This window comes from Flavobacterium plantiphilum, from assembly GCF_046000495.1.
Taxonomy (GTDB): domain Bacteria; phylum Bacteroidota; class Bacteroidia; order Flavobacteriales; family Flavobacteriaceae; genus Flavobacterium; species Flavobacterium plantiphilum.
In genome coordinates this window covers 81,335-103,149 of the sequence record NZ_JBELQA010000010.1, presented here as the reverse complement: position 1 = coordinate 103,149, position 21,815 = coordinate 81,335, and the positions used below count along the sequence as shown (strand labels likewise).

Genomic DNA, 21,815 nt, shown 5'->3' with positions numbered 1-21,815 from the left:
CAGATAAATGAACTTTCTAAAACTCATTCGATACAAAAACCTTTTGATGCTCGCTTTAATGCAGCTTATTTTCAGGTATGGATTTTTGAAACTACAAAATATCGGTTTGGCACTGACTGATTGGCAATACGGTTTGTTAGTTTTGAGTACGGTGCTTATTGCTGCAGCGGGGTATGTAATCAATGATATTTTCGATCAGCAAACCGATATTGTAAACAAACCACATAAAGTCATTGTAGGCAAAAGCATTTCTGAAAATAGGGCTTATAATATGTATGCTCTTTTAAATATAAGCGGAGTAGCGATAGGGTTTTATTTGTCTAATGTGATTTTGCGTCCTAATTTTGCTGCTATTTTTGTTTTAGTTGCCGCAACCCTTTACATCTATGCTTCGAGTTTGAAACAAATGCTCCTCATAGGCAATATTATTATTGCTTTATTGTTATCCGTAAGTGTTCTTATTATTGGTATTTTTGACGTTTTTCCGGCAACTGATTTGAGCAATCAGCAAATTATGGCCAACCTGTTTTCCATTCTTTTAGACTATGCTATTTTTGCTTTTATGATTAATCTGCTGCGTGAAATTGTAAAGGATTTAGAAGATTTTGATGGAGATTACAAGCAGGAAATGAAAACATTAGCTATTTATTTAGGAATAAAAAAAACATCAAAACTAGTTTGTGTTTTAAGTATCATCCCAATACTGTGTTTACTGAATTACATGAACACCTATCTGATTGTGAATAATCTGATTACTGCCGTTATTTACAGCTTGCTTTTTATTTTAGGCCCAATGCTTTATTTTAGTATTAAAATAGCAACTGCACAATCAAAAACGGAATTTATTCATTTGAGTAAAGTCCTGAAATGGATCCTTTTTTTCGGAATTGTATCTGTATTAATTATCACTTTAAATATAAAATGGAATGCTTCGAAATAAATTAAAAAATCACAAAATCATATTAGCTTCGGGATCTCCCAGAAGACAGCAGTTCTTTAAAGACTTGGATTTGGATTTTGAAATCCGCTTAAAAGAAATTGAAGAAGTCTTTCCGCCGGAACTAAGAAGAGAAGAAATCACTAATTATCTGGCCGAATTAAAAGCAGCTGCTTTTGAGGGAGAATTAAACAGCAATGAAATTCTGGTAACCAGCGACACCTTAGTCTGGCACAATCAGAAAGCATTGGGAAAACCAAAAGATGCTCAGGATGCTTTTGCTATTTTAAAATCCTTGTCTAATGCTACTCATGAAGTAATTACTTCTGTTTGTTTTAAAAGCAAACTAAAAACTGAAGTGTTGTTTGAAATTACTAAAGTTACTTTTAACGAATTGAGTGACGAAGTCATCCATTATTACATTGAAAATTATAAACCTTTTGACAAAGCGGGAGCTTATGGAATTCAGGAATGGATTGGGTTTATTGGTGTATCAAAAATTGAAGGTTCTTATGCCAATGTTATTGGGCTTCCAGTGGATAAAGTGTACCAATATTTGAATAATTTAGCTTAAAACAGAAAAAATGACTTTTTTTAAAGATTATACAAACGAAATAATTATAAGTGGTATAGTGCTTATTGTACTCATGATATTGCGTGTGATTTCGACAAAAGTGGTACATAGTTATGCCAAAAGATCACACAAAATTGAGTACCGTACTAATCTGGTTATTAAATACCTTCATTTATTAATCAATATTTTATCATTTATTGCGTTAATTATAATTTGGGGAGTACAGGCTAAAGATATAGTTTTAGCCGTTTCAGGTGCTGCTACAGTTGTAGGTGTTGCTATGGTAGCACAATGGTCGATACTGAGTAATATTACTTCAGGAGTTATTTTGTTTTTTTCTTTTCCCTTTAAAATAGGTGACAGCATCAGAATTCATGATAAAGATTTCCCAATTGTAGGCGAAATAGAAGATATTACAGCTTTTCACATTGTTTTAAACACAGAGGAAGGAGAACAGGTGATTTACCCTAATAATCTATTGTTTCAAAAAGGCATTTCAATAATTAATAATCATTATGAAGACAAAGAATTCATGGATTAATTGTAAAAAAAATCACATTTTTGCTATTTTATAATAACTTTATAAAAGAATTTTATTTATTAAAATCTATAAATCGATTTTTTCATGTCCATCTATTCTAAGATAACAGCTGTTTGTATACTGTTCTTTTGTTTTCAGGTTTTGCATTCGCAAAATAAAACAAAGCACAAAGACAGTATAAAGCTTCCTGCTATTTTAGTACAGCCTAAAAATAAAACTGCTAAATTCTTCCATCGCTTAGTATTTAAACCTACAAAATCTAAAAAAGCAAAAGAAAAAACAGTTGCTTCCAAACATTTAAATGTCGAGGGTAAAATTATACGAAACATACACATTGTTACATTAGATCCTTTTGGATATTCAGAAATTGACTCTACAAAAACTCCTAATTATTGGGAAAAAACAGGAAATTTTCTGCATTTAAAATCAAAACAAATCGCCATTAAAAACATCTTACTTTTTTCAAAAAATGATGCTTACAATTTACTGGAAATTGAGGAATCAGAACGTTTATTAAGAAGTCAGAAATTTATAAACAGAGTAAAAATTACTGAAAAATTAGCCACACCACAATCAGATTCCGTAGATGTCTACGTACGGGTTTTAGATTCCTGGAGTTCAATTCCCCGGTTTTCTGTTTCAAGTTCCAAAATGAAAATTGGGCTCAAGGAACGTAATTTTTTTGGTATAGGGCATCAGTTAGATTATTATTACTCACATCGTACCGGAGACAAAAAAGATGCTAATAATGTGAGTTACCTAATACCCAATATCAAAAACTCCTTTGTAAGTACAGAAATAAAATACAATAATGATTTTGAAAATTACTATTCTAAAGGAATTATCATAGAACGCCCTTTTTACTCTCCTCTGACAAAATGGGCAGGCGGAATTTCAATTAGCCAAAATTATTTAAAAGACAGTATTCAGGATATCAATAACAGTTATATTTCTCAGGATTTTAAATATAATAATCAAAATGTATGGGCAGGAAAAGCTTTTAACATCTTTAAAGCCGATTCGGTTACTGACCGAACGACAAATTTGATTGTAAGTGCCCGGTTTTCAAACACAGATTACACTATTGATCCATCAGCAGCCTTAGACCCCATTAATTTTTATACCTCTGAAAAACTACTGCTTAGCGGAATAGGAATTAATACCCGTCAATTTATACAGGATCGTTATATTTTTAAAAATGGGCAGATAGAAGATGTACCTGTAGGACGGATTTACGGTATAACCGGTGGTTATCAATATAAAAACAAGCAGTGGCGAAGATATCTTGGGGCACAGATTTCTTTTGGAAACTACCATTCATGGGGTTTTTTAAGTACAAATTTTGAAATAGGCAGTTATTTTGAAAAATCCAAAACTGAACAAACGACTATAGCGTTTCAGGCCAATTATTTTACCAATCTTTTAGAAATTGGCAAATGGAAAATCAGACAATTTATAAAACCTCAGGTAATCATCGGTGTCAACCGACAAAATAGCTTAGGTGATTTACTAACAATTAATGAAAGTTATGGAATTCAGGGATTCAATAGTCCGGTATACGGTACGCAGAAAATGCTGTTAACGCTCCAGACTCAATCGTATGCTCCCAGAGAAATATGGGGTTTCAGACTCAATCCTTACATCAACTACAGTTTAGCGATGATAGGCAATAAAAACAATCCAATGCAAAAGAATCAGACCTATTCTAAAATTGGAATTGGAATTCTTATTAGCAATGATTATTTAGTCTTTAGTTCCTTTCAGCTTTCCTTGTCTTATTATCCAAAAATTCCGTTTCAGGGCAATAGTATTTTTAAAACGAATGCTTTTGAAACTACAGATTTTGGATTCCAGAATTTTGAATTAGAGCAGCCTGAAATTATTCCATTTAAATAAAAAGTATTCCATGCTTTCTAAAAAATATTAAGTATATTTATACAAAGAATCTGATTTTTAATTAAACCTTTTTACGTATGAAAAAACTAAGCTTTTATTTGATGGTCATGATACTATCATTAGCAGTGCTGCCAACGGGCACTTATGCGGCAGAAAAAAATCCAACAGAAACTCCTAAAGAAATTCCTGCCGAAGTCCAGACAATGCTTAACCGACTCGAAGAAATCAAAGAAATGGATAAATCAGACTTATCTTCTTCTGAAAAAAAAGAGCTGCGCACCGAAGTTAAAACGATTAAGAAAAATTTAAAAGCTACAGGACATGGTATTTATTTGTCTGTGGGTGCAATTATTATAATTATTCTTTTATTGATTTTATTGCTTTAAAAATCAATAAAATAGCTTGAAAAAGCGGCTCATTTTTTTTTTAAATGAGCCGCTTTTTTTAGTAACAATTAAATTTTAAATTCTTTTTTTGGCACAATAATTGGCTTTGGACAAATAACAGCGAATTTTAAAAACACATTAAAAGAATAGAAATCATGAGAACATTAAAATTATTAGTTGCAGCTATTGTATTATTAACAGCTACAACAACAACTCAGGCTCAGGTATCCGTAAATGTAAACATAGGTACGCCACCTGCCTGGGGACCAGCCGGATATTCAAATATTGATTATTACTATCTTCCTGATATCCAAAGTTATTATGACATTCGCCTTTCTCAGTTTATTTATTTTGGAAATGGAAAATGGATACGTTCAAGAAACCTGCCTAAACAATATCGTAATTATGACTTATACAATGGTTACAAAGTTGTATTGCATGATTATCATGGAAAATCTCCTTATGTTTATTATCAAACTCATAAAACAAAATATTACAAAGGATATAAAGGCAAACCACAAAAAACAATTGGTTATAAAACCAATGATAAACGTGACTATAAACACAATCCGGGAAAACACAAGTCCAATCGTGGGAATGGAAAAGGAAATGGTAACGGAAAACATTAATTTTTTCAAAAATCTAAATACTAAAGAAACGCGATTTGCGTTTCTTTTTTTTTATAATTCCCAAATATTAAAAATAAGTTAATACAAGCTAACATTGACCTGAAATTTAAATTAAAAGATAAATAACATTTTTTTAGATAAAGAGTACTTTCCCTGATTTTCCCTGACCTAAATAAAGCATATTACCTATCAGAACCGTTTAGAAGCTATATTTAAAATTCGAAGTATTCCTTTTTTTAACCTGCAAAAAGAGTTAATAAAAAGTTAATAAAACAGCTTTTGGCACGCTAATTGGATTTAGTTAAACAGAAGAAAAAAAAATATAAACCCCAAAATAACTTTAAAATATAGAAATCATGAAAACATTAAAATTAATTACAGCAGCTATGTTTTTATTTGCCGCAAGTACATCCCAGGCACAAGTTTCCATTAATGTAAATGTAGGCACACCAGTAGTAGTAAGACCAGCTTGGGTTCCTCACAATCATGTGGGTATTGATTATTACTACATCCCAGAGATTCAGTCTTACTATGATGTAAACGCTTCAATGTACGTTTATTTAAACCGGGGAAACTGGGTACGTACAAGATATGTTCCGGTAGCTTACAGAAATTATGATTTAAGTCGTGCACACAGAGTTGCTTTAAGAGGATACCACGGAATCCGTCCTTATTCGCATTTCACTAATCACAAAGTAAAACATTATAATACCAGATATACTGATGGACGCCGTTACAGTAAGAATCATTACTACGCTGATAACCGTAAATCAAACAGCAAACATTATAAAAACAATAATCACGGACATAGAAAACACTAAAGTTCTGTATATAAAAAAGGCGAATTTCTAATGGAATTCGCCTTTTTACTTTGTATTTATTTATGTACAAAAGGCATTTCATTCCATAAAAATAATTACTACATTTGAACTTATTGCAATTAAATCGAACCAAAATGCTCAATAACAAGCAGCTATTTATTTTTATATCCTTTTTTATATTTCAATTTTCATCAGCACAAAAACCGCAAAAATGGAATGCTGTCGAAATTTACAACCAAATCCAAAAATTAAATTTTCTGGGAAGTGTGCTTTATATTGCTGCACATCCTGACGATGAAAATACCCGGCTTATTTCCTATTTGTCAAATGAAAAAAAAGCAAGAACCGCCTATTTGTCGCTAACCCGTGGTGATGGAGGCCAGAACTTAATTGGTTCTGAATTAAGAGAATTACTGGGTGTAATTAGAACTCAGGAGCTCATCGAAGCGCGAAAAACTGATGGTGGAGAACAGTTTTTTTCCCGTGCCAATGATTTTGGTTTTTCAAAAAATCCTGATGAAACATTTGGAATCTGGGACAGAGAAAAAGTATTGGCTGATGTTGTCTGGACTATCCGAAAATTTCGCCCTGATGTCATCATCAACCGTTTTGACCACCGCTCACCTGGAACAACACATGGACATCATACGGCATCAGCAATTTTAAGTGTGGAGAGTTTTGATCTCAGCAACAATCCTAAAAGTTTTCCTGATCAGTTAAAGTATTATGATCCATGGCAGGCCAAGCGTCTTTTTTTCAATCCTTCCGTTTGGTTTTATGGCAATCAGGAAAAATTTGATGCCGCCGATAAATCTAATTTTATGGCTATTGAAACAGGAGTTTACTATGCAGGATTAGGAAAATCAAATCAGGAAATTGCTGCATTAAGCAGAAGCAGCCATAGATCACAGGGTTTTGGAAGCACAGGCTCAAGAGGAAAAGAACCGGAATATTTAGAACTTATTAAAGGAAAAAAAGTAAACGATAAAACGAATCTTTTTGACGGCATTGATACCAGTTGGAATCGTGTGAAAAACGGAAAAGAAATTGGCGAATTACTGGATAAAATTGAAGCCGGTTTCAATTTTTCAGAACCTGCCGCTTCCGTTCCTGATTTGGTTAAGGTTTATACACTGATTTATAATTTAGATGACAATCACTGGAAGCCAATAAAACTGACTGAAATAACAAACATTATTACTGCCTGTTCCGGATTGTACCTTGAAGCAGTTTCTAATGTACAGCAAACAACTCCCGGAAGCACTGTTAAATTAAAAATCGAAGCCATTAACAGAAGTACTACTCCAATAGAACTGAGTAGTATTACCACATTACCCTTTCAGAAAAACACTATTCTCAATAAGATTCTGTATAATAATGATTTAGAAAACTTCTATATCGATTTAGAACTTCCTGAAAATATTGAATACACACAGCCTTACTGGCTGAAAGAAAAAGGAACAACAGGAATGTATCAGGTTTCCGAACAAAAAAATATTGGTATTCCTGATATCATCAGAGAAGTAAAATTACTTTTTACTTTAAAAATAAACGAAATCAAGATTCCCGTTGAACGTACTGTTGTTTATAAATATAATGATAAAGTAAAAGGCGAAATGTACAATTATCTTGATATCATTCCGGAAGTAAGTACCCGTATTGCAGATCAGGTTTCATTTTTTAATGATGGAAAAACAAAAAAAATAGCAGTTCATATAAAAGCAGGAAAAGATAATATTGATGGAAATGTTCAATTAGAAGCAGCTCCGGACTGGAATGTGGAACCCCAGTCTTTTTCTTTTAATCTGGAAAAAAAAGGCTTTGAAAAAACCTTTCATTTTGATGTTACACCTCCGGAAATCCCTTCCGAAATCATAGCCCGAAGTGTTGTTATTCTTGATTCTAAAAAAACGGATCAGGAACAAATCATCATTGATTATGATCACATCTCAAAACAGCAGGTTTTATTGACAGCCGAATCTAAATTTAAAAAACTGGATTTAAAAATCAATAATGAACGAATTGGATACATAATGGGTGCCGGTGATGACGTTGCAAAATGTCTTAGTCAAATGGGATACTCCGTTACATTGTTAAGTATTGATGATATTAACTCCAGAAATTTAAACAATTTTGATGTCATTATTACCGGAATCCGGACTTACAATGTACTTCCTTCGATAAAAAACAGACAACATTTATTACTTGAATTTGTAAAAAAAGGAAAAACTCTAATCGTACAATACAATACACCTGATAAAAATATACCTGGCAATATAGCCCCCTATCCCCTGTCTATTTCTAATGACAGAGTTACGGATGAGAATGCAGCTATCCAATTTTTAGTACCAGATCATCCTGTTCTGAATTATCCGAATAAAATAACAGCAAAAGATTTTCAAGGCTGGACTCAGGAGCAGGGTTTGTATTATCCCAATGAATTTGATGCTGCTTTTACTCCTATATTGTCTTCGCATGACCAAGGAGAAACCGACAAAAAGGGAGCTTTATTAATAGCCAACTATGGAAAAGGACACTATATTTATACTGGTTTAAGTTTGTTCAGAGAGCTACCAATGGGAGTTTCGGGTGCGTACCGTCTGCTGGCTAATATGATTTCATTAAAAACAAATGAAGACATAACAGAAACACCAGAATAAGAAGCGAGAATAACTGTATATTTTGAATCAATCTAAAACAATAAAATGGGATTAAAAAAAGAAAAAAACTGGAAAACAAATTATACCTGGGTATTAATTGCAAACGCTATTTATATTCTGTTTTTTTACTTAATAATGAAATTATACTCTTAAAGCCATGCAATTATTCGACTGGATTGTACTTGTTATCACCTTATTATTTATTGTAATTTATGGTGCCTGGAAAACTAAAGGAAGCAAAAATGTAGAGGATTTCATACTGGGAAGCAATGAAACCCCCTGGCATATGGTAGGACTTTCGGTTATGGCTACACAGGCAAGTGCTATTACGTTTCTTTCTACACCGGGTCAGGCTTATCATGACGGAATGGGTTTTGTTCAATTTTATTTTGGACTGCCTATAGCAATGATTGTAATTTGTCTGACTTTCATCCCTATCTACCATAAATACAAAGTTTTTACCGCTTATGAATATTTAGAAAAACGTTTTGACATAAAAACACGTTCGCTGGCGGCGATTCTTTTTTTATTTCAAAGAGGTTTGGGAACAGGATTAACTATTTATGCTCCCGCCATTATTTTGTCGGCATTACTGGGTTGGAATCTGACTTATATGAATATTGTAATAGGGATTCTGGTAATTATTTACACTGTTACCGGAGGAACTAAAGCGGTAAATGTAACTCAGAAACAGCAGATGTTTGTGATTATGTCCGGAATGTTTATCACTTTCTTTCTTATTCTTCGTTTCTTACCCAATGACATGACTTTTAGTAATGCCTTACACATTGCCGGGGCAAATGGCAAAATGAATATTGTAGATTTTTCTACTGACCCGGAAGAGAAATATACTTTTTGGAGTGGCATCACCGGTGGTTTTTTTTTAGCGCTAGCCTATTTTGGAACTGATCAGTCACAGGTAGGAAGGTACTTATCCGGAAAATCAGTACGGGAAAGTCAAATGGGATTAATCATGAATGGTTTATTAAAAGTCCCTATGCAGTTTTTTATTTTACTAACAGGAGTTATGGTTTTCGTTTTTTTCCAATTCAATCCTGTGCCTTTAAATTTTAATCCTAACAATAAAATAACCGTTGAAAAATCGCAATACAAAGAGGAATACCACACTTTAGAAAAAGATTTGGAAACCCTTTCCGAAGACAAAAAGGTAATCAATCTTTTATACATCGATCAATTGAATCAGGATTATGACAATCCTATCCTGAGAAAAGAATTAGTTGCCATTTCGACCAAAGAAAAAGACTTAAGAGATCACGCTAAAGAACTCATCCATCAGGCAGATAGTGGCAGTGAAACAAACGATAAAGATTATGTATTCTTCCATTTTATTCTCCATTATTTACCAAAAGGATTAATAGGACTATTGCTGGCTGTAATTATTTCTGCAGCGATGTCTTCTACCGCTTCCGGACTTAATGCCCTTGCTTCTACAACAGCTATCGATATTTACAAGCGAAATTTAAAAGAGCCGAAAACCGAAAAACATTATTTGAATGCTACTAAATTCTTTACTCTTTTTTGGGGAATTATAGCTATCCTTTTTGCTTGTATAGGCACGCTTTTTGAAAATTTAATCCAATTGGTAAACATTATCGGCTCTATCTTTTACGGTACTGTTTTAGGAATATTTCTGGTAGGCTTTTATTTTAAGTTTGTCAAAGCCAAAGCCATTTTCTATAGTGCATTTATTACTCAGTTGACTATTTTGATTATTTACTATTTCGCCATTTTCATCTATCCTAGTGGCGAAGAAAAACTGGGTTATCTATGGCTGAATTTTATTGGAGCAATGATGACAATTTTACTGTCTTCGCTATTAGAAGTTACTATATTTAAGAAAGTAAAAACATTAGAATAAAAAAAATCCGTTTGTATAAGAAATGCAAACGGATTTTTCAAATTTATACAAAAACAGATTTTTTATCTGCTCCATTCTTCAATACTGGCTTTATTCATCTCTACATATTCTTTATTTCCGGCTGCTTCCGAGGCAGAAATGGACCATTTTGCTGTTTCTATTGCGCCTTTTTTATCTCCTTGTTTCGCCTGAATTAAAGATTTTAATCTCAAGTAGTAAAACGGAACATTTTTAGACATTTCTACAGCTTTGTCAATATATTCTCTTCCTTTATCGATATCACTATTGGACTGATAGTAATATTGAGCTGCAGTATAAAATTCTTCCGGTGCTGGTCCGGCCAATGTTTTTTCGATACTGGCTATAGCTAATTTCTTTGTAGGAACTTCAAATTTTAAAGACACATAAGAGTTCTCCCATGAAATATCTAAAGTAGCTGCACTACTCTCTAAGTTATTAATTGCTAATGTAAAAGTTTCTACCGGTTTTGGTAAAGCTTCTTCCTTTACGGTTGTTTTCAATGCCACTTTAGATTCGTCAAACTCTTTTGGGGTTCCCCAGTTATCAGTCTTTGTATAAAAAAGAACTTCCCAACTTTGAATATTCGGAATGGTATACAAAGCATATTTTCCTTTTTTCAGCGTTTTACCGTTAATGACAACATCATCACTAAAAGAAATTGTAGAATTATCATTGGCGCCCGTTCTCCATAGCTGACCAAAAGGTACTAAATTTCCATAAACAGCTCTTCCTCTTGCAGATGGACGGGAATACACAATTTCAACATCAGTCAGACCTACAACCTGCTTTACAATAGCTTTTGGACTTGTCTCAGGAATTCTGACCTGAGCTTCAACGGCAAAATGAGATATAATGAGTGATAAAACAATAACTATCTTTTTCATAATCTGAATATTTTTAAGCATTTAAATTTACAATTTCTTCTGTATTATGCTGTTAATAATTGCATAATTTAGAATCCATATCTTTAATTAAAACATAATTCAATTCATCAAAATGATTTATCACATGGTCTGCAATTGATAAATCCTGATTCTTTGAATGCGCACTGTTGTATCCTATACACAAAATCCCTGCCGCTTTTGAAGCTATAAGTCCATTTGTGCTGTCTTCTATTACAACGCATTCCTCTTTTGGTGCAACGGATAAACTGGCAGCATGCTCAAAAATTGCCGGATGTGGTTTTGATTGTGGAAAATCTTCCCCGCTTACTTTATGTGTAAAATACTGGTGTAATTCAAAGCGGTCAAAGACACGTTCAATAGTAACTTTGGATGCCGAAGAAGCTAAAATTAACTGTACTTTATTTTGATACAGCTCAACTATTAAATTTCGAACACCATCCAGTAATTCTAAATCTTTTTTAGTATCAAAAGCATCATTAAAAATGCTGCGTTTTCTTTGAATCAAATCTTCAACTTCCTGATCTAAATTAAAAATATCTTTTATTTTTTGAAAAGTATTCCGGGTAGAATTCCCTGTAAAAGAAGTGTATAATTCTTCGCTTACTTCAATATTTAGTTCTTCAAATTGTTTATAATAGGAATAACGATGTACGGGTTCCGTATCTACGATTACTCCGTCCATGTCAAAAATTACTGTTTGTATCATTTTGTTTTTTTTAGTTGCTAAGATTCTTAGTATCTTTTTTTACTCTTTTTTAATAATATAACGAATCACCGTTTCGGCAGCGTATAAACCAAATAATCCCGGCATATAACTATTGGTACCGTAAAACGATTTTTTAAAGTTAGAACCATCCGTTAATTTTAAACTGCCTTCATCCTGAATTTCTGAAGAAAAAACTACTTTCAATTTATTTATTTTCATCTTTTTCAGTCGCTTTCTAATTGCTTTTGAAAAATAACAGTTGATGGTTTTTCCAATGTCGGCTACTTTTACTTTCGAAGCTTCCATCTTTCCACCTGCTCCCATACTGGAAATGATTTTCACTCTTTTGCGTTTAGCAGCAACAATCAGATTAATTTTAGGTGTAATGCTGTCAATACAATCCAAAACATAATCAAATTGAGAATCGACAATTTCGAAAGCACGTTCCGGAGAAAGAAATTCCTGTACACGGGTTAATTTTAATTCCGGGTTAATATCCATCAATCTGTCACCTACAACGGTAATTTTGGGCTGCCCCACGGTAGAATGCAATGCCGGTAATTGTCTGTTAATATTAGTTATATCCACCACATCACCATCTACAATTGTCATTTTTCCTACTCCTGCTCTTGCAAGAAATTCTGCTGCAAAAGAACCTACACCACCCAAACCTACTACAAGTACATGGGCATTTTGCAGTTTTTCTAATCCTTCTTTTCTAAATAACAATTCAGCTCTTTCAGTCCATTCAGCCATAATTAAAAATGTATTCGTTTATTTGGTAATTTGTTTGTTGGTAAAAACAGCATCAAAATTATTCGAAATAATTTGTTGTAATTCTGCTACTGTTATCTTTTTATATTTTGCTGCCAAAGCATAGATTTCCTGAATTCCCTCTTCAATCATATCGGTTTCTAAAAAAAATCTACTATCCGGGGTAAGTATAAAAACAGATTCTAATTCGGGATTTTGCAATAAATTTTTACCAAAAGAAAGATAAAAACCATTATCTAAAAGTTGTTTTGCCAATTGTTCTTTTTTAGAAAAACCATGAATCACAACGGGAACTGTAAGTTTTAATTTCTTTTTTAATTCTACCAATTCCTGAAAAGCATGCACACAATGAATTACAATTGCTTTCTGATGTTTTTCTGCCAATACAAATTGTCTTTCTAAAACTTCTAATTGAATTTCAAAAGGAGTTTCGCTGCGTTTGTCTAAACCACATTCGCCTATTGCTAAACATTCAGGCAAACTTATTTTTTGTCTGATAATTTCAAAATCACTTTCTAATCGGTTTTCATCAATAAACAACGGATGAATCCCAATGGAATATTGGGGTAAATCAGCTTCAAATTCCTGTGGATACTGATTGACTAATTCCAATATATCTTCCTGATGGGTATAAACGTGGGTATGTAAATTAAAGTACTGCATTAGTCATGAAATTTTTTAACACCGGCACGAATAGCCACTTTTAAATCATTTTCTAATGGCACTCGCGGGCAGGAATATCGATAACTATAAGCACAATACGGATTGTATGACCTGTTAAAATCGATAGCTATTGTATTTCCTTTGGGAATTTTTAAATCTATATATTTACCTCCTACATAACTTTCTTTACCCGAAGTTTCATCAAAGAAAGGCAAAAATAAATCGTTTTTATACTTAGGATTTTTAATAGTTTCCAGACTCTGATACACATTCAACTTGCATTTTTTCCCATCAATTTCAAAATATAGTTCTCCGTATTTCTTAAAAAGCGGGAGTCTGCTGGTTGAAGTTACCATTTTAAAAGGCTTCTCTTTAGGCGTTCTCACCAATTTAGCCACTACAAAATACTTTTCGTTTAAAGGATAAAAATCCAGAGATTTAAAAACTGCTAAATCTTCCGCTTCTAACGGACTTGTTTTTGAATCAGCATATTCTTTATTTAATTCTTCCTGATATTTTTTGGCCTCAGTCCTATCAAATTGCTTCTGGCTAAAGCCAAAAATACTTTGCAACAAAATAAATGCCATTAGAATACACCTCATCTTCAAATTTTTATGCAAAAATAGCTTAAAAGTTAGAAAGCCACAAAGTCTGAAACAGATAAAATGAAATATACAACAAGCTTTAAAACTAAAATTTTAGTTAAACAACTACAAAAATAGTTGTCAAACTAAAAATATAGTTATATAATTGTATTCAAATTAAATCACTATGGAAAAGCTAACTAACAAAGAAGAAGAAATCATGCAAATATTATGGAAGCTGGAAAAAGCTTTTGTAAAAGAAGTCATGGCCGAAATTAAAGACGAAAAGCCGCACTATAACACGCTTTCTACTATTATTAGAAATCTGGAAGAAAAAGGATATGTGTCGTATAATGCTTTTGGCAAAACGCATCAGTACTTCCCTATTGTGAAAATGGAAGACTATCGCAAAAAGTTTATGAACACTGCTATCGAAACTTATTTTAATAATTCGTATAAAAACATGGTTTCATTTTTTGCGAAAGAAGAAAAAATATCAGCTGATGAATTAAGAGAAATTTTAGCCATGATTGAGAGAAAAGAATAACTATGGAAAATTTATTCCTTTACTTCATCAAAGTAAGTGGCTTAATTGGGCTATTTTATTTAGCCTACATGCTACTTTTAAGAAAAGAAACTTTCTTTACCGCCAACAGATGGTTTTTACTTTCGGGATTATTTATCTCAGCACTACTTCCACTTTACTTTATCACTAAAATAATTTGGGTAGAACCAACTACAGATTCATTTGATTGGTCTAATATTCCAACAACGACCATGAACATTAATCCGGAACCTCAAATCGATTGGTACTTAATTGCTAGTTACATTTATCTAATAGGGACAGTAATTTTTCTACTCAAACTCCTCTTTGATTTTTATAGTTTAACCAAAGTATTTAAAGGTCAAAATAGCAAACAACAAGGAAACTTTAAACTAATTGATATAAATGAAAACATTGCTCCTTTTTCCTTTTTTAAAGCTATTGTCTACAATTCGGCTTTATATACACCAACCGAATTGGAAAATATTTTAGAACACGAAAAAGTACACAGCAGCCAGAATCACAGCGTTGACGTATTAGTAGCACGAATGTTTTGTATTGCTTTTTGGTTTAATCCGTTGATTTGGTTGTATAAAAAAGTCATGGTTCAAAACTTAGAGTTTATTGCTGATAGTGAAGCTTCTAAAAACATATCTGACAAAAAAGCCTATCAATTAACTCTTTTAAAAATAACCACACAGGAAAATTGTGTTTCCATTACCAATCATTTCTATCAATCCTTAATCAAAAAACGAATTATTATGTTGAACCAAAACCAATCTAAAAAATCAAATTCGTGGAAGTATGCTTTAGTATTTCCCGTATTAGTTGCCTTTGTATTTTTATTTCAAATTGAAATAGTTGCACAGGAGAAAGAAGTTCCGAAACAAGAAAACGAAACCAAATCTGAATCTGTTGATTTGAAATCATTCAAAATTGAAAAAGATTTAAGCAATATATCAAAAAACAAAGAAATTTATATCAATGGCGAAAAATCAACCCAAGAAGAACTAGGTAAATTAGATCCTAACGAAATTGAGAAAATTGATGTTGCTACGATTTCGGGTAAAAAGACGATTCTGGTTACTACAAAAACAAAAAAAGAAAATAAAGACATCTCTCCAAAACCTTATGATGTAGTTTATATAGATGGAGAAAAAATTAGTCAATCAGAATTAGAAAACAACTTTGTATTTAGAAATGTAAAAGATGTAAAAATTGTTGAGGGTAAGAAAAACAAAACCTATTACATTACCACCACTAATTCTTCACAAAAAATAGAGAATCATAAGTTTGAATTTATAATTACCAAAAATACTTCTAACGAAGAAATTAAGGAAAAACGCGAACAGATAAAAAACTTACATGACATTAATTTAACTTTTTTTAATATAAAAAGAAACAGCATTGGAGAAATCACAAATATAGAAAGTACGAATGATGTTTTTCCTAGATCCTATAAACAATCTAACAACCCTATCGAAACATTTAAATTCTTTTATGAGAAAAAGACCAACGGAGGATTTACATCAGGATACGAAACACTCAGTAATTCTATAAGTCGTATAATAGATGACAAACGAATTGATTACAAAAAAGCAGTTATTTTAATTGATGGAGAACAGAGCGATTATCAAACTTTAGAAAAATTAAATCCAAAAGATGTTAAACAGGTAATCACAAAAGACATTAATAGTAGATGGCCAGAAAACAAAAAATATTTTGAACTATATGGAGAGAAAGCTTTATATGGAATTCTAATAGCAGTAGAAACTAAAAATTATTTGACAGATATATCAATTAGGTTTTAAGGTCTTGTTTCACTACTATAAAACGAAAATTATCTAAAGACAGTCTATCTCCAAAAACATTTTAAAAAATTAAAAAAAGACGGTTCATCACGAAACCGTCTTTTTTGTATCTTTGAGAAAAACCCTGAAATTATGTTTAAAATTTTAGCCAAAATCAACAAACTACTTTTACCCAGTTTTACAAAACAGGGACTAGATTTATCAAAAGCCAAAAAATGGCAGCTGGCTATTATTGGATATCGCTATTATGTTACTTCAAGAGCAGTAGACTAATACGTTACAGCCGCAAAAATATCGTAACCATTTAATTTTTCGCGACCATTTAAAAAAGTCAATTCCATGAGGAAATTGAGCTGTACAATTTCACCACCTAGTTTTTCAACCAGTTCGCAAACTGCTTTAGCCGTTCCTCCGGTTGCCAGCACATCATCGTGAATCAATACTTTATCCCCTTTTTGAATAGCATCTTTATGAATTTCTAAAATATCCGTTCCGTATTCTAAATCATAAGATACCGAAACCGTATCATAAGGCAGTTTCCCAGGTTTACGTACAGGAACAAAACCGGCATTTAGTTCCTGTGCCAGCAATATTCCAAATAAAAATCCCCTACTTTCAGCACCAACCACTTTATTAATTTTCTGTCCTTTTAAGGATGCTGCTAAAGTTTTTAAACATTCCTGAGTTGCCTGAGCATCATTCAATAGCGGAGTAATATCTTTGAAAAGAATTCCTTCTTTTGGAAAACCTTGAATATCACGGATATAATTTTCTAACTGCATTTTTTTTAGTATTTATTGAAATTTATGCTTGCAAGTTACACATTTATCCCTATATTTGCACCCGCAATCACGTATACAAAACGTCTGCAAAAGGCCTCGTGGCGCAACTGAATAGCGCATCTGATTACGGCTCAGAAGGTTACTGGTTTGAATCCAGTCGAGGTCACAAAACCCCTGATATTTTTATCAGGGGTTTTTTATGCCTGATTGTGACTTTTACCCCTTTAATACCATATTAAAATTCTATAAGATTTTATAAATTAGTTGTAAAAATAAAATCAGTTCTTATCCTTATATTTATTTCTTAATAAAATAACTGCATCATGATAGAATTGATAAAAACGGTACCAAACACTATTGCTGCATTTAGAATCACCGGAGAAGTTTGTCAGGAAGACTATAAGGCTATCGTTATACCGGAAGTAGAAAACCTAATCAAACAGATTAATTACATTAATTTGCTATTGGTTTTAGAGACCGACTTAGAGAATTTCGCAACATGTGCCTGGGCACAGGATGCAATGCTGGGTTTACAAAATATGGGCAGATGGAATAGAGGTGCTATTGTTACTAACTCAGAAACCATAATTACTTTCACAAACGGATTCTGTAATCTGGTTTCCGGTGAATTTAAAGGCTTTAAAAAGGAAGAATATGATCATGCAGTACTTTGGGTTTCAGAAGAATTACTCTTAAACGAGTGAAAATAATCCTATTATTTATTAATTATCTTTTTTTTGTTTGTCAAACTGGTCCAATTCTTCAATAATCACCGAAGCAGCCATATCTATCGTCTGATTTACAATATCTTCTGCATTTCCTTTAAACTGACATCGTTTCGATATTTGTTTATGAGGAAAAATAAAATACAAAAAAATAGTTCCCACAGGTTTCTCCGGGGTCTCACTACCACCGGAAGTACTAAGCCCGGTTATAGCAACACAAATATCAGAAGGTACTGTTCTGCAAAAGTTCTGTGCCATTGCTTCTGTTACTTCGGCCGATTCAGGAGTAAATTTCTCTAACAAATAGTGCGGAACAGCCAGTAAATCTTCTTTCATTCCCCCATCATAACAAACCAATCCACCAATAAGTATCTTACCTGATTGTGGAACTCTGGAGAACTCATAGCACATCTTCCCTGCCGACATACTTTCTACAAATGCTATGCTCCAATTTCTTTTTACAAGTGCATTACTGCATTCTATAACTTTTTGAGATATCATTTTTTTTAGAATTATTTGTGAATAACAACTGAAACCTATTTGATGTCATTTTTTATTAAATGTCTTATACAAAAATAAGACGCTATAAGTACTGCTGTTTTATATAATTATAGCTAACACTTATAAATACTCAAGTTGTATTTCTTTAATTCACTTATAATCCAATAATTAGCATCTTAGAATTATATAATGATTGACTTTAATTGTATAAGTTGTAAGCAAGGTGAAATTGTAATTTTGAAGATAATCAATTATACATTTAGTAATTGACACAGAAAATTCCCCAAATAAACAATTAACAATACTTAAAATCAATACCATGGAAGATGATAAAAAACGGGAAGACAAACCTGCCAACTATACCGACAGCGACTTAAATTCTAACAAACAGCAATTTGAAGAATTTAGCAAAAATCAGCCAAATTTCAATGCGGACAGCAATCCAAATACACTCGCCAACAGAGATAACAAAATGCTTGAGAATTCTGAATTTAACGAAACAAACCATACTTTCAATCCTGATAATACTGAATTGGACGAAGAAATAAACCCTGAAAAGATTGATGAATTTGAAGAATTTGGCGATGAAAAAGAAGACGACATAGCGGATCCTGATTTTAATGAAGAAGAAGACACAGATAATTTAAGCGAATCAGGATATGATGCTGATCTTGGAGTTCAAAAGCGTGATGATTCAAGATTAAAATAAAATTAAAAAAAAGACAACAAATAATATAAAAACTAAAAAGTAATAATTATGGAATCAGGCAAAGTAGTAGGTGCATTACTAACAGGAGTAGCTGTAGGCGCAGTTTTAGGAGCTTTACTAACTTCTGAAAAAGGAAAAGATTTAATAAAAAAAATTGTAGAACTGGAATCGGATGGCTTTAACACCATAAAAGATCTCATCAGTGAATTTACAGGAAATGTTTCTGATTCAGATACATCACACACATCTAATCCTCCTTTATAAATTTTTTCACATACACAGACATTGTAAATAAATTATTTGCAAAAAAAATTAAAATTATGGAAACAAGAACACAATCTTCAGCGTCAATGAAAGCGCATAAACCAATGATTAAAAATAATGTTTCAACTCTGGAACGTATAATAATGGTTACCAGCGGTGCTTACCTCCTATATAACGGTCTTGCACAAAAAGAAAAAAACCTGACGAAAAGCAGCCTTGGAGGCAGTATGTTGCTAAGAGGAATTAGTGGCTACTGTCCGGTTTATGATGCAGTAGATCATTTAAAAAATGACAAAGCTCATAATGTTAATATCCGATTGAGCAGCACTATCAATAAACCCGTTAGTGAAGTATATGCGTTTTGGAGAAATTTAGAGAATCTGCCTAAATTCATGAATCATTTAGAATCTGTTAAAACTATTAATTCCACTATTTCTGAATGGACTGCTAAAGGTCCGGCAGGAATTGGTTCGCTAAGCTGGAAAGCCGAAATAATCAAAGATGAAAAAGAAAAGCTTTTAAGTTGGCATTCCTTACATGACGCCTCAATTGAGAATGCGGGAAAAGTGGTTTTTAAGCCTAAAGGCAAAGGAACAGAACTGGATATTACTATTTCTTATCATGCTCCTCTTGGCATAGCAGGCGAAAAAGCAGCCAGACTTTTAAATCCGTTTTTTGAGAAAATGGTACGTGATGATGTTCAGAATTTAAAATGTTATTTGGAATCCGGACATAATTAATTAGCATATACTTTTTCAATTGTAAACAGAAAACCTGCCATGAGCAGGTTTTTTTTATTATAAATAATTATCATTTACAGGGCAATAACAAAAAAAACTATACCCTAAATTAAATCATGTTTAATAATTTAAATATTCCTCAAAACCATAAAATTTTATCAAACCCTCTTTTTTTTAGAAATCTTAAACGGATTATCAGCAAGTATTCTGAAGAAGTCATGTCCAATACTTCTGTTTGAGCAAATAAATATTGAATAAAAAAGAAAAAGCTGTTGAATATCTCAACAGCTTTCATTTTCATAAAAAATAATTTCTATTTATTTTTCTGCATTTCTTGAATTCTTTTAGCTTCAGTAAGATGAGCAGTTAAAGGACTAATCTGATTAGCAGCCCAGGTTTTAATATCAGCATCATTAGCTTTTTCAGCAATTTTTTCCATTTTATCAATTGCATCCTGATGACCGTCTACCATCATATCAGCAAACTTTTTATCAAAATCTTCAGCTGATTCATCTTTCAGTTTATTGTATTTATCGCGACCATCTTCAGTAATTGACGAAGGTAAAATAATTGCTTTTTTATCCGCTAATGTTTTTGTTTCTTCCAAAGCTTTTTCATGGTCAGTAACCAGCATTTTTCCAAATTTTTTAACGTCCTGACTCATACCTTTTTCCTGAGCCAGCTTTCCAATTTCAATTTCGCATAAATTTATAGCCGCTGCATCTACTAAATGATCAGCATCATCTTCAACATTTTCATTTTGTATGTTGGCTTCATTTTGTTCTTCTGCCACTTCTTTTGGATCTTCTTGTTTTGATTCATTTTTACAAGAATTCAATGTAAATAATGCTAAGGCTGCACCTAAAATAATTTTACTTAATATAATCTTTTTCATAATATTATGTTTTTAAAGTTTAATTCAAAACTACTTTTTTATGCGCTATAACATTTTACAATATTTTTTATAAATTTTATACTATTTGTAGATTGAGCTAGATTTTGCGAATGAAAAACAAGATATATACATTTTGGATTCTTATAAAACCTGAGTAGTTTTATAGACTTGTATAGGCGCAGCCAATAAATTTTCGCTAGCTGTGATAAAATCTTTTAAATAGGACTGCTCATTATGTATATCCAGTCCTGCCTGATCTTTCCATTCTTCCCAAATGATAAATACAGTATCGGTATAATGCAAATCATAACGGATACACGCTGCTTCTTTTCTTGTATTGGCAACAAGATTATGAACCATTTCTTTAACTGTTTCTGTAGTTTCTATTTTGCTTTTTATAATAGCTGTAATTGAAATCATAGTGTTATAATTTTAATATTCTAATAACTAATTTAGTTGATTTAACACTCCTAATAACAGAAGTTAAACCTTATTTTTACCATAAATATCGCTTTAATTATTTAAAAATAAAAACTCATGGAAAAAAGAGCCCATCAATACAAACTTACGCTGGAATATTTGAAAGATGCAAAAGGAGAAGCTGTTTCAGAAACCCCTATCGAACTTTTATTTGAAAATCACGATAATATTTTTTCTATTATCGAAAGACAGAAAGACAAAAATTTATTTGGAAATAAACAACAGGCTACCGAATTTACCATTGGATTAAAACTCTTTAGCGAAGTTATGCTTAAAAACCGAAAAGATCCTTTGTTTGAAGAATTAGGTCCTGCTTTCAGCGTATTTATGAAAAAACTTAAAGGCATTCCTCAAAGCGAATCAGAATAAATAAAAAAGAGTATTAAAT

26 protein-coding genes and 1 tRNA gene are annotated in these 21,815 nt (G+C 32.2%); 18 read left to right on the top strand and 9 right to left on the bottom strand.

What is annotated here, in order from left to right; genetic code table 11:
* The first annotated feature begins 7 nt into the window (after positions 1 to 7).
* From ABS764_RS15460 to ABS764_RS15420, 9 genes are all read left to right on the top strand, one after another.
* Complete coding sequence (locus tag ABS764_RS15460; RefSeq protein WP_408082697.1) at positions 8 to 940, top strand: geranylgeranylglycerol-phosphate geranylgeranyltransferase; 933 nt, start codon at positions 8 to 10, stop codon at positions 938 to 940.
* Positions 927 to 1,511, top strand: a complete 585-nt coding sequence (locus tag ABS764_RS15455; protein ID WP_408082696.1) for a Maf-like protein — start codon at positions 927 to 929, stop codon at positions 1,509 to 1,511. The genes ABS764_RS15460 and ABS764_RS15455 overlap by 14 nt, the downstream gene beginning before the upstream one ends.
* Before the next feature lie 10 nt (positions 1,512 to 1,521).
* Positions 1,522 to 2,052 carry a mechanosensitive ion channel domain-containing protein gene (locus ABS764_RS15450; protein ID WP_408082695.1) on the top strand — a complete coding sequence of 177 codons (531 nt, stop codon included), beginning with the start codon at positions 1,522 to 1,524 and terminating at the stop codon, positions 2,050 to 2,052.
* An 84-nt stretch (positions 2,053 to 2,136) separates the two neighbouring features.
* Entirely contained in the window at positions 2,137 to 3,948 is a 1,812-nt protein-coding gene (locus ABS764_RS15445) for a BamA/TamA family outer membrane protein (protein WP_408082694.1), read from the top strand.
* 77 nt (positions 3,949 to 4,025) lie between these two features.
* Positions 4,026 to 4,334 (top strand): hypothetical protein, encoded by a 309-nt coding sequence (locus tag ABS764_RS15440; protein ID WP_408082693.1) that lies wholly within the window; start codon positions 4,026 to 4,028, stop codon positions 4,332 to 4,334.
* A gap of 155 nt (positions 4,335 to 4,489) precedes the next feature.
* Entirely contained in the window at positions 4,490 to 4,963 is a 474-nt protein-coding gene (locus tag ABS764_RS15435) for a hypothetical protein (RefSeq protein ID WP_408082692.1), read from the top strand.
* Between the two features lie 356 nt (positions 4,964 to 5,319).
* Positions 5,320 to 5,784: a hypothetical protein gene (locus tag ABS764_RS15430; RefSeq protein WP_408082691.1), complete on the top strand. Its 465-nt coding sequence runs from the start codon at positions 5,320 to 5,322 to the stop codon at positions 5,782 to 5,784.
* A 134-nt stretch (positions 5,785 to 5,918) separates the two neighbouring features.
* Positions 5,919 to 8,444 (top strand): PIG-L family deacetylase, encoded by a 2,526-nt coding sequence (locus tag ABS764_RS15425; RefSeq protein ID WP_408082690.1) that lies wholly within the window; start codon positions 5,919 to 5,921, stop codon positions 8,442 to 8,444.
* A gap of 157 nt (positions 8,445 to 8,601) precedes the next feature.
* Positions 8,602 to 10,323, top strand: coding sequence for a sodium:solute symporter family transporter (locus ABS764_RS15420; protein WP_408082689.1), 1,722 nt, complete (start codon positions 8,602 to 8,604; stop codon positions 10,321 to 10,323).
* Between the two features lie 62 nt (positions 10,324 to 10,385).
* On the opposite strand, the gene ABS764_RS15415 is transcribed toward ABS764_RS15420, so the two are convergent.
* From ABS764_RS15415 to ABS764_RS15395, 5 genes are read right to left on the bottom strand one after another with little or no spacing between them, the layout of a single operon-like run.
* Complete coding sequence (locus tag ABS764_RS15415) at positions 10,386 to 11,228, bottom strand: DUF2911 domain-containing protein (RefSeq protein ID WP_408082688.1); 843 nt, start codon at positions 11,226 to 11,228, stop codon at positions 10,386 to 10,388.
* Positions 11,229 to 11,280: 52 nt separating this feature from the next.
* Positions 11,281 to 11,955 (bottom strand): HAD family hydrolase, encoded by a 675-nt coding sequence (locus tag ABS764_RS15410; RefSeq protein ID WP_408082687.1) that lies wholly within the window; start codon positions 11,953 to 11,955, stop codon positions 11,281 to 11,283.
* A 39-nt stretch (positions 11,956 to 11,994) separates the two neighbouring features.
* A complete protein-coding gene (locus ABS764_RS15405; RefSeq protein ID WP_408082686.1) occupies positions 11,995 to 12,711 on the bottom strand; it encodes a tRNA threonylcarbamoyladenosine dehydratase in 717 nt (238 codons plus the stop codon).
* An 18-nt stretch (positions 12,712 to 12,729) separates the two neighbouring features.
* Positions 12,730 to 13,392 carry a TatD family hydrolase gene (locus ABS764_RS15400; RefSeq protein ID WP_408082685.1) on the bottom strand — a complete coding sequence of 221 codons (663 nt, stop codon included), beginning with the start codon at positions 13,390 to 13,392 and terminating at the stop codon, positions 12,730 to 12,732.
* Positions 13,392 to 13,994, bottom strand: a complete 603-nt coding sequence (locus ABS764_RS15395; RefSeq protein WP_408082684.1) for a DUF1684 domain-containing protein — start codon at positions 13,992 to 13,994, stop codon at positions 13,392 to 13,394. The genes ABS764_RS15400 and ABS764_RS15395 overlap by 1 nt, the downstream gene beginning before the upstream one ends.
* A gap of 169 nt (positions 13,995 to 14,163) precedes the next feature.
* Between ABS764_RS15395 and ABS764_RS15390 the strand changes: the two genes are divergently transcribed.
* The 3 genes from ABS764_RS15390 (at position 14,164) to ABS764_RS15380 (ending at position 16,604) form a co-directional block, all read left to right on the top strand.
* Complete coding sequence (locus ABS764_RS15390) at positions 14,164 to 14,523, top strand: BlaI/MecI/CopY family transcriptional regulator (RefSeq protein WP_408082683.1); 360 nt, start codon at positions 14,164 to 14,166, stop codon at positions 14,521 to 14,523.
* 2 nt (positions 14,524 to 14,525) lie between these two features.
* Positions 14,526 to 16,331: a M56 family metallopeptidase gene (locus ABS764_RS15385; RefSeq protein WP_408082682.1), complete on the top strand. Its 1,806-nt coding sequence runs from the start codon at positions 14,526 to 14,528 to the stop codon at positions 16,329 to 16,331.
* Between the two features lie 132 nt (positions 16,332 to 16,463).
* Complete coding sequence (locus tag ABS764_RS15380) at positions 16,464 to 16,604, top strand: SsrA-binding protein (protein WP_408082681.1); 141 nt, start codon at positions 16,464 to 16,466, stop codon at positions 16,602 to 16,604.
* On the opposite strand, the gene ABS764_RS15375 is transcribed toward ABS764_RS15380, so the two are convergent.
* The gene (locus tag ABS764_RS15375; protein ID WP_408082680.1) at positions 16,601 to 17,113 is read right to left on the bottom strand and encodes an adenine phosphoribosyltransferase; all 513 of its coding nucleotides are present in this window, start codon (positions 17,111 to 17,113) and stop codon (positions 16,601 to 16,603) included. The genes ABS764_RS15380 and ABS764_RS15375 overlap by 4 nt on opposite strands.
* 92 nt (positions 17,114 to 17,205) lie before the next feature.
* On the opposite strand from ABS764_RS15375, the gene ABS764_RS15370 reads away from it, so the two are divergent.
* Positions 17,206 to 17,279 (top strand) — tRNA-Arg (locus ABS764_RS15370).
* Between the two features lie 157 nt (positions 17,280 to 17,436).
* Positions 17,437 to 17,817 (top strand): SpoIIAA family protein, encoded by a 381-nt coding sequence (locus tag ABS764_RS15365; protein WP_408082679.1) that lies wholly within the window; start codon positions 17,437 to 17,439, stop codon positions 17,815 to 17,817.
* An 18-nt stretch (positions 17,818 to 17,835) separates the two neighbouring features.
* On the opposite strand, the gene ABS764_RS15360 is transcribed toward ABS764_RS15365, so the two are convergent.
* A complete protein-coding gene (locus ABS764_RS15360; protein WP_408082678.1) occupies positions 17,836 to 18,339 on the bottom strand; it encodes a CinA family protein in 504 nt (167 codons plus the stop codon).
* 319 nt (positions 18,340 to 18,658) lie between these two features.
* Here ABS764_RS15360 and ABS764_RS15355 point away from each other — a divergent pair, with 319 nt between their 5' ends.
* The 3 genes from ABS764_RS15355 to ABS764_RS15345 are packed head-to-tail and all read left to right on the top strand — an operon-like array spanning position 18,659 to position 20,052.
* Positions 18,659 to 19,048: a hypothetical protein gene (locus ABS764_RS15355; protein ID WP_408082677.1), complete on the top strand. Its 390-nt coding sequence runs from the start codon at positions 18,659 to 18,661 to the stop codon at positions 19,046 to 19,048.
* Between the two features lie 48 nt (positions 19,049 to 19,096).
* The gene (locus ABS764_RS15350; RefSeq protein WP_408082676.1) at positions 19,097 to 19,312 is read left to right on the top strand and encodes a hypothetical protein; all 216 of its coding nucleotides are present in this window, start codon (positions 19,097 to 19,099) and stop codon (positions 19,310 to 19,312) included.
* Positions 19,313 to 19,368: 56 nt separating this feature from the next.
* Positions 19,369 to 20,052, top strand: coding sequence for an SRPBCC family protein (locus ABS764_RS15345; protein ID WP_408082675.1), 684 nt, complete (start codon positions 19,369 to 19,371; stop codon positions 20,050 to 20,052).
* 313 nt (positions 20,053 to 20,365) lie between these two features.
* On the opposite strand, the gene ABS764_RS15340 is transcribed toward ABS764_RS15345, so the two are convergent.
* Both ABS764_RS15340 and ABS764_RS15335 read right to left on the bottom strand, forming a co-directional pair.
* Complete coding sequence (locus tag ABS764_RS15340) at positions 20,366 to 20,947, bottom strand: DUF4142 domain-containing protein (RefSeq protein ID WP_408082674.1); 582 nt, start codon at positions 20,945 to 20,947, stop codon at positions 20,366 to 20,368.
* A 141-nt stretch (positions 20,948 to 21,088) separates the two neighbouring features.
* A complete protein-coding gene (locus tag ABS764_RS15335; protein ID WP_408082673.1) occupies positions 21,089 to 21,367 on the bottom strand; it encodes a putative quinol monooxygenase in 279 nt (92 codons plus the stop codon).
* Positions 21,368 to 21,484: 117 nt separating this feature from the next.
* Here ABS764_RS15335 and ABS764_RS15330 point away from each other — a divergent pair, with 117 nt between their 5' ends.
* Positions 21,485 to 21,796, top strand: a complete 312-nt coding sequence (locus tag ABS764_RS15330) for a DUF3861 domain-containing protein (RefSeq protein WP_408082672.1) — start codon at positions 21,485 to 21,487, stop codon at positions 21,794 to 21,796.
* Positions 21,797 to 21,815 lie beyond the last annotated feature (19 nt).